This window comes from Chitinophaga sp. W2I13, from assembly GCF_050434005.1.
GTDB lineage: Bacteria > Bacteroidota > Bacteroidia > Chitinophagales > Chitinophagaceae > Chitinophaga.
This window is the reverse complement of sequence record NZ_JBNPWD010000001.1, coordinates 1,586,130-1,599,168: the sequence shown is the minus strand read 5'-3', so window position 1 is coordinate 1,599,168 and position 13,039 is coordinate 1,586,130. Positions and strand designations below refer to the sequence as shown.

At 47.3% G+C, this 13,039-nt stretch carries 7 protein-coding genes; all 7 read left to right on the top strand.

The features are described from left to right. Positions 1-11 precede the first annotated feature (11 nt). The 7 genes from QFZ48_RS06360 (at position 12) to QFZ48_RS06330 (ending at position 12,846) form a co-directional block, all read left to right on the top strand. Positions 12-1,091: an LptF/LptG family permease gene (locus tag QFZ48_RS06360; protein ID WP_370909365.1), complete on the top strand. Its 1,080-nt coding sequence runs from the start codon at positions 12-14 to the stop codon at positions 1,089-1,091. A gap of 1,241 nt (positions 1,092-2,332) precedes the next feature. Then, positions 2,333-3,658: a citrate (Si)-synthase, eukaryotic gene (locus tag QFZ48_RS06355; protein WP_370909366.1), complete on the top strand. Its 1,326-nt coding sequence runs from the start codon at positions 2,333-2,335 to the stop codon at positions 3,656-3,658. A 65-nt stretch (positions 3,659-3,723) separates the two neighbouring features. Further along, positions 3,724-5,862, top strand: a complete 2,139-nt coding sequence (gene recG, locus QFZ48_RS06350) for an ATP-dependent DNA helicase RecG (RefSeq protein ID WP_429061635.1) — start codon at positions 3,724-3,726, stop codon at positions 5,860-5,862. Positions 5,863-6,108: 246 nt separating this feature from the next. Then, positions 6,109-9,735: a PKD domain-containing protein gene (locus tag QFZ48_RS06345; protein ID WP_429061633.1), complete on the top strand. Its 3,627-nt coding sequence runs from the start codon at positions 6,109-6,111 to the stop codon at positions 9,733-9,735. Positions 9,736-9,741: 6 nt separating this feature from the next. Continuing rightward, on the top strand, positions 9,742-10,767 hold the full coding sequence (locus QFZ48_RS06340; RefSeq protein WP_370909369.1) for a PorP/SprF family type IX secretion system membrane protein: 1,026 nt from the start codon (positions 9,742-9,744) through the stop codon (positions 10,765-10,767). A 46-nt stretch (positions 10,768-10,813) separates the two neighbouring features. Further along, the gene (locus QFZ48_RS06335) at positions 10,814-12,223 is read left to right on the top strand and encodes an FAD-binding oxidoreductase (protein ID WP_429061631.1); all 1,410 of its coding nucleotides are present in this window, start codon (positions 10,814-10,816) and stop codon (positions 12,221-12,223) included. 41 nt (positions 12,224-12,264) lie between these two features. After that, positions 12,265-12,846: a hypothetical protein gene (locus QFZ48_RS06330; RefSeq protein WP_429061629.1), complete on the top strand. Its 582-nt coding sequence runs from the start codon at positions 12,265-12,267 to the stop codon at positions 12,844-12,846. Positions 12,847-13,039: the final 193 nt, after the last annotated feature.

The window sequence follows — 13,039 nt, the reverse complement described above, 5'->3', positions numbered from 1 at the left end:
TCTTTGGGGTCATGACTAAAATTGACTGGTACATTTTACGCAAGCTCATAGGTACTTTCATTTACTCCCTGATGATATTCCTATTGATTTCTGTAGTGATCGACACTACGGAAAAGGTGGATGACTTCATGAAGCATCACCTGTCGCTGCATGAAATCATAGTGGATTATTACTTCGGCTTTATCCCGCATATCCTGGCATTACTGTTTCCGCTGTTTATATTCCTGTCAGTTATTTTTTTTACTTCCAAGATGGCCTACCGCTCGGAGATCATCGCCATACTGGCTGCCGGCGTAAGCTTTCGCCGTTTTCTGCGTCCCTACTGGATGGGCGCCTTCCTGTTCGGAGGAGTACTCTGGCTCGCCAACTACTGGGTAGTTCCCAACGCCAACCGCATCCGTACCAGCTTTGAAAATAAATACCTCCATAGTCACGACGACGAGAAATCACAATACGACCGCACCACCCGTATCGATAGCTTTACCTATGTAACTTTCGGTACTTACGATCCCAACTATAAAAGCGGGAGCAATTTTGTACTGTCTGTTGTGAATAAACAATCCATGACTTTCAAACTTAAAGCCGACCGTATCAGCTGGGATTCCACCGCCAAAAAGTGGAAACTGGACTACGTATCCATGCGCACCATGAACGGCCTGAAGGAAACCTGGACCAGCAAACAGGATACCCTGCTTAAAATACCCCTGGTCCCCAAAGACCTGGTCGACGAAAAGAATATCCAGGAAGCCATGACCACGCCCGATCTCAGGCGATACATCCAGCGGGAAAGCATCCGTGGTGCCGAAGGACTGAATACCTATTGGGTAGAATATTACAGGAGAACCTCCGCCGCCTTCGCAGTAGTGATCCTTACCCTGATCGGTGGCATTATCGCCGCCAAGAAGGTGAGGGGCGGAAGTGGATTGCACCTGGCAGTAGGTATTGTGATCAGTGCCAGCTACATCATATTCCTGCAATTTGCCACCGTATTTTCCGTAAAAGCAGACCTGAACCCGCTGCTGGCGGTGTGGATCCCCAATATTTTGTTCGGCGCCCTGGCGTTCTACCTGTATCGCCAGGCCCCCAAATGACGCGGAGATTGTAGCGGAGGTTGTCTTGAGCGCTGATTACGCTGATTTTGCTGATTGACTTTTTTGAGATTTGGGGAGATGGAAGCCGAGGTTGTCTTTCTCAGGATTCCCTTGATTTTGCTGATTGACTTTTTGAGATTTGGGAAGATCGAAGCGAAGGTTTTCTTGGGCGCTGATTACGCTGATTTTATTGATTGGATTTTTGTGATTTTGGCAGGGATTTAGGAAGATTAGTACGCTGGTTAGATTTTAATTCGTCTATTGGTTTTTCTCTGGGGAATTGGTTTAATTTCGTTTTTATGTGATTTTTCGGAAAATTCAATGAATTTAAAAGCCTTTTACCATCATTATTCCATAGATAATTTAAAAAGGCGGATAGTATTTAACGGTAAAGATTTATTGAATGCTGGTGAGTCATTTTCACAGTTATATTAGCACACCGTTTCACTTATATGATAGCACTGCGTCTAAGCGCCATATACTTTCTCGTCTGTAAAGCCCTGCCACAAACAATCTTAGCTTCAAGTCCACGTCACCTCCACATCACCTCCGGGTCATCAGCATACATTAAGCATGTATCAAGCATCTTTCAAGCATATGCTAAGCCCATGCAAAGTAAAAATGAAGTATTCCACAGTCAATATCAATCCCATCTTATTCAACCTTTATTCAATCCTAATTCAACCACCATCCTCCCCCAATTTCATTCAATAAAATTTACCCATCAATTACCCTGAAAATTCCAAACTTCCCTCAAAATCACAAAAATCCAATCAATAAAATCAGCGTAATCAGCGCCCAAGACAACCTCCGCTTCCATCTCCCCAAATCTCAAAAAGTCAATCAGCAAAATCAACGTAATCAGTGCTCAAGACCACCTCCGCTACAACCTCCGCTTCCATCTCCCCAAATCCCAAAAAGTCAATCAGCAAAATCAGCGTAATCAGCGCTCAAGACAACCTCCGCTAAAATCACCGCTATTTTTCTTTCAATATTTTCAATTCATTCTGAAAATTTTACATTTCTTTAACGTCTATATAGATGCGTTATATGTTATATTCGTAATCGGCTTATAAATATGCTGTTAATGAAGCCCGCTGCGACTATATCGCCTTACTTTTTCATCGGAGAATCGTTGTTAATTTGGCATTAAATACCACGAAAGGGTGGTAACTTCGTTAACAAATCATTACTTTTGACTATTGATCGATTTTGTTTTCATTAATAACAATAGCAGTAAAATGGGGTACATAAAAGAGAAATTCAAGGTTAAAGCAGATGAACTTAACATTGAAGTAAAAGACCTGGTAAAGAATCACGGCACCAAGAAAATTGAGGAGGTAACACTGGCACAGGTTTATCAGGGTATGCGCGGTATAACCGGCCTGGTAACAGAAACTTCCCTGCTGGATGCCAATGAAGGAATTCGTTTTCGCGGATATTCCATCCCTGAATTAAGAGAACACCTGCCAAAAGCACCAGGTGGCGCAGAACCTTTACCCGAAGGTTTATTTTACCTGATGCTGATCGGCGAATTGCCTACTGAGGCAGATGTACAATATCTGTCCAGCATGTGGGGCCGCCGTTCTCATGTACCCAACCACGTTTTTGATGCTATTGAAGCTCTCCCGATCACTGCACATCCCATGACCATGTTCAACGTGGGTATCATGGCGCTGCAAACAGAATCTGCTTTCGCACAGGCTTACTCAGAAGGAATTAATAAAAAAGATTACTGGAGCTATACCTATGAGGACACCATGAACCTCATTGCCCGTCTGCCACGTATTGCAGCATATGTTTACCGCCGTAAATATAAAGGTGGCCAGCATATTCAGCCAAACGGCATGCTCGACTGGGCAGGTAACTTTGCACACATGCTCGGTTACTCTGATGAAGGTTTCAAAGAACTGATGCGCCTTTACATGGTGATCCACGCCGACCACGAAGGTGGTAACGTGAGCGCACACACGACGCACCTGGTAGGTTCCGCACTGAGCGATGCTTACCTCTCGTTCGCCGCCGGTATGAACGGTTTGGCCGGTCCGTTACACGGCCTCGCTAACCAGGAAGTGATCAAATGGATACTCCAGATGCGTGAAGAACTGGGTGGTGGAGTTCCTACTAAAGAACAAATTGAATCCTACGTACGCAAAACATTAGCCGATGGTAAAGTAGTACCCGGTTACGGTCACGCGGTTTTACGCAAAACAGATCCACGCTTTACCGCACAGATGGAGTTTGCCAAAAAACACCTGCCAAACGATGAACTCGTGAAAATTGTATGGCAAGTGTATGAAACCGTGCCGCCAATCCTGCAGGACCTGGGCAAGGTAAAGAATCCATGGCCTAACGTAGATGCTCACTCCGGCGCATTGCTGGTACACTACGGCCTGGTGGAATATGAATTCTATACCGTGTTGTTTGGCGTATCCCGTGCATTAGGCGTACTGGCTTCCCTTTGCTGGGACAGGGCACTCGGACTTTCCCTGGAAAGACCGAAATCTGTTACCACCGAGTGGATGAAACAGTTCGTGGAAGGAAAAGTAGATGCAATAGCCGAATAGTTTTATAATTGTTTTTTTAGTAAAAGAGGCAAGTGGTGAGTTTTTACCGCTTGCCTTTTTTATTTTTGTTGTTCACAAAAAACGAAATAACCATTTCTACTTTTACTGCCATATTATCAAATCCGATAGAATACCTGAAAGGAGTAGGCCCGCAGAAAGGAGAACTGCTGCGTAAAGAAATCAAAGTATATACCTTTGGCGACCTCCTGCAATATTTTCCTTTCCGTTATGTAGACCGTACCAGGATTGATAAAATTGCCTCCCTCAGCGGGTATGAAGATTTTGTGCAGATCCGCGGAAAGATCATCAACATGGTGGTAATGGGAGAAAACAGGTCGAAAAGACTGGTGGCTACTTTTAAAGATGAAACAGGCACCATCGACCTGGTATGGTTTCAGGGCTGGCAATGGATGCAGAAATCACTAAAGGAAAATGTGGCCTACCTCGTATTCGGCAGGATCTCCGTATTCAATGGCGTTACCCAGCTGGCACACCCGGAGGTGGACCTGCTCACAGAAGAAATTGCAACCGGTAAACAATTCCTGGAACCGGTTTATTATACCACAGAAAAACTCAAAGCCCGCGGACTAACGGCAAAGGCTATAGGAAAATTGACCAAGAACCTGCTGGAACAATTATCTCCACTGGAAATTAGGGAAAATATCCCCGCAGAAGTATTACAGCAATACCGGCTCATGCCCCGTGCGATGGCCTATTTCAGGATCCATTTGCCGGCCAGCGAAGACGATGCACGGCTGGCACAACGACGGCTGAAATTTGAAGAACTGTTTATTGCACAAATCCGTATATGCCGGTTAAAGCTCAAAAGACACAAGCAATCGCACGGCTTTGTGTTTGGTGCAGTGGGCGATTCTTTTAATGAATTCTATAACAATCATCTTCCCTTTTCCTTAACAGGCGCACAGAAAAGGGTACTGAAAGAAATAAGGACAGATACCGTTCACGGACGGCAGATGAACCGCCTCCTGCAGGGAGATGTAGGCAGCGGTAAAACAATGGTAGCACTGCTATCCATGTTGCTGGCAAAAGACAACGGCTTCCAGGCATGCCTTATGGCGCCCACGGAAATCCTGTCGCAGCAGCACTTTAAAGGCATCTCCGAATTGCTGGAGCGGATGGATGTAAAGGTAGCACTGCTTACCGGCAGCATCAAAGGCAAGGCACGTAAGCAGATACTGGCCGGCGCCCTCGATGGCAGCATCGATATCCTCGTTGGCACCCACGCCCTGCTGGAAAAAGAAGTGGCGTTCAAAAATCTTGGAATGGCCATCGTGGATGAACAACACCGCTTCGGCGTGGCACAACGGGCACGCCTATGGGAAAAAAATACCATCCCGCCACACATTCTTGTTATGACGGCAACGCCTATACCAAGAACACTGGCTATGACCATCTACGGCGACCTGGACGTATCCGTTATTGATGAAATGCCCCCTGGACGTAAACCCATTACTACCGTGCACCGCACCGAATATCAACGGCCGCAGGTAATGGATTTTATTAAAGAAGAAGTAAAGAAAGGAAGACAGGCATACATCGTATACCCGCTGATCGAAGATTCAGAGAAGCTGGACTATGAAAACCTGATGAAAGGATATGAAGAGGTGAAAGCTTTCTTCCCCGAACCGCAGTATTATATCAGTATGGTACATGGCCGCCAGCCGGCCGAACAGCGGCAAACCAACATGCAGCGTTTTGTAACCGGCGATACCCATATTATGGTAGCCACCACCGTTATTGAAGTAGGGGTGAACGTGCCCAACGCCTCTGTAATGGTGATAGAAAGCACCGAACGTTTCGGGCTGTCGCAGCTCCACCAGTTGCGGGGAAGGGTGGGCCGCGGAGCGGAACAGTCCTTCTGCGTGCTCATGACCGGTAATAAGCTAAGCCAGGATTCCCGCGAACGGATCAACGTAATGGTGCAAACCAACGACGGATTTATTATTTCGGAGAAAGATATGGAACTGAGAGGCCCCGGAGATATTGAAGGCACCCGCCAGAGCGGGGTACTCGACTTTAAACTGGCGGATATTGTTGCGGACAAACCCATCCTCGACGCCGCCCGCGCCAGCGCAGAAAAGATCCTGGAAGAAGACACCGATCTGCTTCTGCCTGAAAATCAGGCACTAAAAGAATTTTTAGCTGCCCAGAGAAGTAAATCTGTCTGGAGTAAAATTTCCTGATGGTTTTTACGTTTATTAACTGATGGATGAATTAAAAAAGTATAAAGCTGCTGAAGCTGAGATTCACCTTGTTTCCCATTTAGCCTGTTATTCCTCAATTCAGAAGTTTTGTGCCTTTCCCGACCGTAACAATTTGAGTGGCTTCTGCGTTTAATAGTATTATATTGGTTTTTAAGAATAAAATAAAATCTAATCCCGTTGAAATTTACCTTCCCGACCGGCCTTATTGGATTAATGATTTGCTTTTTGTTCACCGGACGATCCGCCCAGGCGCAGCAGCAACATGCGAACTTCACACCGCTGAATTTTATTGAGAACAAAGGCCAGTGGGATAAAGATGTCATCTACAGAACAGAACTGGATGGCGCTGCTATCTTCCTCAAAAAAACAGGCTTCACTTTCCTGATGATGAACCAGCAGGATCTCTGGAGCCTGAACGAATATGTGCACGGACACTCCCACCGGAGTGATACGGTATACGTTCCGAAAAGCAACTTTAAACCAGCACCTGCCCAGCCAGGGAATGGCCAGCCCCCTCCACGGCCCGGCAAAATTCCTGATGTGCGCGGGCATGCGTATAACGTTACTTTCTTGAACGCCAATCCCGACGTACAAATAGTACCCGAAAAAGAACAGGACGCCAAAAGCAGCTATTTCATCGGAAACGACCGAACCAAATGGGCAACCGGGGTGGGTTCCTTCCAGGGCGTTAATTATAACTCCCTTTATTCCGGCATCGACGCGCATGTTTACTCTGAAGGTTCCCAACTGAAATATGACCTGATTGTGCATCCGGGTGCTAACCCGGATAATATCCAGATGGTATATGAAGGCGCTACCGGTATGGAACTGAAAAAAGGCCAGTTGCTGGTGCACACCTCTGTGGGGGATGTGATTGAACAACTGCCCTTTGCTTACCAGTATATCAATAATCAACGTGTAACCGTAAAGGTATCTTACCGGTTAAATGGTAATAAACTGGGCTTCAAAATATCCGGTGAATATAACGCGGCCTACCCGCTGGTCATAGATCCGATCTACGTTTTTTCTACCGTATCGGGTGCCCGCTCGGATAACTGGGGCTTCACTGCCACCTACGATGATGCCGGCAATTTATACGGCGGCGGTATTGTGTTTAATCCGGGCTACCCCATAACAACCGGGGCAGTACAAAGCGTTTACGGCGGCGGCCAGTTTGATATCGCCATTTCAAAATTCAACACCAATGGAACCAGGCTGGTATACGCCACCTACATGGGCGGCAGCGGCGTGGAACAACCTCATAGCTTATTTGTAGATCAGCAGGGCAACCTCGTGATCTCCGGCAGAACCACTTCCAACGACTATCCCAATACCAACGTAAAAGGAACCCGCGGAGGATGGGATATCGCCATTACTAAAATAAACGCCACAGGCACCGCTATCATTGGCTCACTGATCATTGCCGGCGGCGGAGATGACGGCGTAAATATGCGGGCCGACCGTCAGGCCGGCGACTGGGTACTGCTGCGTAACTATGGCGACGACGCCCGCAGCGAAGTGGTAGTGGATAATGCAGGCTATATTTATGTGGCCAGCTGCACCCGCTCCACCGATTTCCCCGTAACAGCCGGCGTATTCCAGAGCACCAACAAAGGCTCGCAGGATGGCGTGATTATGAAAATAAACCCGCTTTGCCAGGACCTGGTTTGGGCCAGCTACCTCGGAGGCAGCAAGGAAGATGCGGCTTATGTAATTGCATTAAACGGGTTGAATACCCTGTATGTGGCCGGGGGCACCGCCAGCGACGACTTCCCCGTTACTGCCGGCACCATATACCCCCAGTACCGCGGCGGCGTATGCGATGGGTTTATTGCTCATATTTCTAACGACGGAAGAAACATTATCCAGAGTACTTTCCTCGGTTCTGATAATCCCGCTGCCGACCAGGTATACGGCATCCAGCTGGATAAAAATGGATTTGTATACGTAATGGGCACCACAGAAGGAGCATGGCCCATCATACAAATAAGCGCCAATGGATACAATGAAAACGGACTGCAGTTTATCTCGAAGCTCCAGGCAAACCTGTCCGCATTCGTGTATTCCACTACTTTCGGAAAAAGAAGAACACTGGTTTCTTCCCCTAATATTTCTCCCACCGCCTTCCTGGTAGACCGCTGCGAAAACGTATACGTGTCCGGATGGGGCGGAGGTATCAATACCTCCCTGCACTACCCGAATTCAGGAACTTCCGGTTTAACGACCACCCCGGATGCGCTGCAACGCAATACAGACGGGATGGATTTTTATTTCTATGTGCTGCAGCGCGATGCCGTACGGTTTAGTCCCACGCAGGGCCCATTGTATGCCAGTTATTTTGGCGGCTCCGGTTTGTATGAACACGTAGATGGCGGTACCAGCCGCTTCGACCGCAATGGTATTATCTACCAGGGGATCTGCGCCTGGTGCAACGTGAGCAACAGCGGCTTCAAACCGCGGTACCCGACCACGCCGGGCGCCTACTCCAGCACACCGCCAGCCTCCTGTAATCTCGGAGCACTGAAAATTGCTTTTAACCTCGATGGGGTGAAAGCAGGAGCCAAAACACTCGACAGGCGCACCAACTACTGCGTACCGGATACCATCACCTTTGTGGATACCACCCGTTTACCAGGTAAGTCGTATCAGTGGTTCTTCCCGGATGATGGCACCACGCTGAATTTCGGACCAGAGGGAGATACCGTGACGCACATCTTTACAAGAATTGGCACCTTCCGCGTAAGAATGGTAAAATATGATCCGCAAAGTTGTAACGGATCAGATACCGCCTACGTAACCGTGAAACTGGGCAACAATGAAGCGATACTCCATTTTGAAGCCCGACGCCAGGATCCATGCGATAGCCTGAAGTATATGTTTGTCAATGAATCCACACCAGCTGCGGATTTCAGGGACAGCTCATTTATCCTCGACTATGGCGATGGAACACCTCCATTCTATACCGGTTTAGATACCTTCCCGCTATTCCACTATTACCAGAATGCGGGCATCTATAATGCTACTCTTACACTGGTGGATACTAATTTCTGTAATGCACCGCAAACAATTACCTACACCCTGCGTGTAGCCGAGAACGTTATAGCGAAATTTACCGACCCGGGAACGGTTTGCGTTGGCACAGAAATACAAATGGATAATACCACCGAAGGCGGTGAAACATTCACCTGGACCTTTGAAGATGATGGTTCCGTTTCACACGACCCTTACCCGGTGCATACATTTAATAAAGCAGGCCGCTGGAAAATAACCCTCGAGGTAGACGATCCAAACACCTGTAACAAACGGGATTCGATTACACAGGAAATAAATGTGGCAGCGCCGCCTGTAGCAGACTTCGATTTTTCACCCACCAAAGCAATTGAAAATACGCCGATACAGTTCCTGAATGGTTCTTCGGCAAACGCGATACATTACCTCTGGAATTTTGGCGACGGGGATACTTCTTCCCTGCCAAACCCCAGCCATCAATACCTGCGCACAGGTACATACAATGTGTGTCTTACTGTTACTAACGCAGAAGGCTGTACGGATACAAAATGTGAGGAAGTAAGCGCTATTGTGGTACCGCTGTTTGATGTGCCCAACGCCTTTGCACCAGGCGGTAAGAACAATGTGTTTTATGTAAAAGCTTTTGGAGCGACCAAATTCAATCTTAAAATATTTAACCGTTGGGGACAATTGGTTTTTGAAAGTTCGGATCCTCAAATCGGATGGGACGGCCGGTTTAAAGGAAATATTCAGCCCATGGATGCTTATGCCTATATCGTAAACCTGGAGTTTACGGATGGCACCAAAGGCAGCAGATCAGGAAGTGTAACCTTGTTAAGATGATGAGCCATGAATCAGATCGTTAAATTATCAACATGTCTGGCAATTTTATTAATTGTTTCAATGGGTGGGGCGTACGCACAGGACCTCCATTTTTCACAGTTTTTTAATTCGCCGTTGACAACTAACCCTGCCAATACCGGATTCATTCCGGACGGCAATTACCGTATTGGCATTAATTACCGCGATCAGTGGACCAGCGTTCCGATACCTTACCGGACGATGTCGGCATATGGCGACTTCCAGTTATTCCGCGATCAGCTGGAATATGGCTGGGTAGGCATCGGGGGTGTATTGCTCCGCGACGTAGCCGGCGCAGGAAACCTCACCTCTACCAAAGGATACGCTTCGATCGCTTATCACCAGCTCCTGGGTTTCAGCAGCCTGTTATCCGCAGGGTTTAATGTAGGCTCCGCCGGCAAACGGGTGGATATCACCAAGCTCACATTCGCCGACCAGTGGAATGGTAAATTCTTTGATTCACAGATCCCCACCGGGGAACCCATCACCCAAAGCAGCGTCAATTATTTCGACCTGCAGGCAGGCTTGAATTATGCTTATTTTCCTACCGATAATATTTATGTAAATGCAGGTTTCTCTGTACAACATATCAACACACCCAGGGAAACCTTTTTTGATGGCAATAACACCGTTCCCCGCCGCTATATCGGGTTCCTGAATGCGAGTTTGAAAATGAGCGATAAAGTGATCCTGAACCCTGCAGCGTATTATGCCACACAGGCCGGCGCGCGGGAACTGATGCTGGGCGCCAATGCTGCCTATAATCTTTCCGGCGACGGCGTACAACAACTGTATGGCGGCGTTTATTACCGCGCCAATGATGCGGCTGTATTCCTGGTTGGCTACCAGATCAACGCCATAAAACTCATGTTTAACTATGATATCACTACCTCCAGTCTCTCTGCCGCCAACAACCGGCGTGGCGCTTATGAGATAGGCATCGTTTATACAGGACTTTACAGCAACCGCACCTTTAACAATGCGAGAAGATCTACGATCTGTCCCTCTTTTTAACAGTCCGGATATACCACCTAACCGGCATTATGATTATTTTTGTTCCATGACAACGTTCAATAAAGTAACTGCCGCTCACGTAGCGGCATTACGTGAAATAGCCGGAGCGCAATATGTATTGGCCGACGAAGAAAGTATGAGCCGTTATGCACAGGATGAAACCGAGGATCTGCATTATCTCCCCGAAGTAGTGGTTAAGCCGGATACCACCGAACAGGTAAGCCGTATCATGAAATTATGCAATGAAGCGCTGTTGCCCGTAACTCCCCGTGGTGGCGGTACAGGGCTCAGCGGAGGAGCGCTCGCCCAGTTTGGTGGCGTGCTCATATCCATGGAACGCTTTAACCGCATCACCCTCATAGATGAAAGGAACCTGCAGGTAATCACCGAACCCGGTGTGATCACAGAAGAATTACAGAACGCCGTAAAAGAAAAGGGATTGTTTTATCCGCCCGACCCGAGCAGCCGCGGTACCTGCTTTATCGGTGGTAATATTGCTGAAAATTCAGGTGGTCCCAAAGCGGTAAAATACGGCGTGGTAAAGGATTATGTGCTGAACCTGGAAATGGTGCTGCCCAGTGGTGAAGTGATCTGGACGGGCGCCAATGTACTAAAAAATGCCACCGGTTATAATCTTACTCAGCTGGTAGTAGGCAGCGAAGGCACCCTGGGCATCGTTACCAAAATAGTATTGCGTTTAATACCACTACCCAAAACAGATCTGCTGATGCTGGTTCCTTTCCGCTCTGCTGAAAGCGCCTGTGAAGCGGTAAGCGCTATCTTCCGGGCGGGTTACACACCTTCCGCCATGGAATTTATGGAACGCGACGCTATCGACTGGGTAACAAAATATGTACAAAGCAGCGCAGTTAAAATAGAAGACGATATACAGGCACACCTGCTCATAGAAGTAGATGGCAATTACCCGGAAGTGCTGATGCAGGAAATGGAAGGTATTGCCGGTGTGGTAGAAGGTTTTGATATCGGGGAGATATTGTTTGCAGAAGATTCCCAGCAGAAGGAAGAACTCTGGAAACTGCGCCGCCGGGTAGCGGAAGCCGTAAAGGCAAATTCTGTATATAAAGAAGAAGATACCGTGGTACCCCGCGCAGAACTGCCGGTATTGCTGAAAGGAGTAAAGGAAATCGGGAACAGGTATGGATTCCATTCAGTATGCTACGGGCATGCCGGCGATGGTAACCTGCATGTAAATATTATCCGCGGCACCCTCACGGAAGAACAATGGAACGGGACCCTCACGGAAGGTATACGGGAAATTTTTCAGCTGGTGAAAGCATTGGGTGGTACCATCTCCGGTGAGCATGGTATTGGGTTGGTACAGAAAAACTATATGGATATCATTTTTGATCAGACCTCCATGCAGCTCATGAAGCAAATAAAACAGATCTTTGATCCGAAGAATATATTAAACCGGGGTAAAATTTTTGATTGTTAAACCTTTCTGCCGGTAAATAGTTAAACTTAATAAAGCTGATCATGAAACGTTTATTGATATGTTTTTTCCTGCTGGCTGGCGTACAGCTGGCACACGCCCAATATTATAAAACAGACACGGTTACCCGTAAGGGCTTTGATCCTTCCCGTTTGGTATTAGGCGGTTCGCTGGGAATGGTGTTTGGCGATGTTACCAACGTGGATATCTCTCCGCTGGTAGGTTACCGCTTCTCCGACTACATTGCTGCAGGTGTTAACATCAATGCGCAATACGGCCAGTATAAAGTGTGGAGCTATGACCAGATAGTGCAGCGGGATAAGTACACTATTTTTGGTGGTGGTATCTGGGGCCGTGTATATCCGCTCCCGATGGTATTTATACATGTTCAGCCGGAATATAATTTCGTTACACAAAATTCTACCGTTTACCTCAACAACAACGAAAAACAAACCTACAAAACCAACTATGGCGTTCCCAGCTTACTGGTAGGCGCGGGTTACACCCAAAACGTAGGCGGCAGGGTAGGTATTGGCATCTCCATTTTATATGATGTGATCCAGGACGATCGCTCGCCCTATAACAACAGCCTGATATACCGGGTGGGTGCAGGAATCGGCTTCTAGCGAATTTTGTCTTTCCCGCTGATTGCGCTGATTATACTGATTAGCTGGATTTTATTTCTTTGGATTTTAAATGATTCGGGGAGATATAAGCGAAAATATCCGCTTATATCTCCCCAAATCATTTAAAATCCTTACAAAATCCAAAAGCAAAAATCCAGCTAATCAGTATAATCAGCGTAATCAGCGGGAAAGA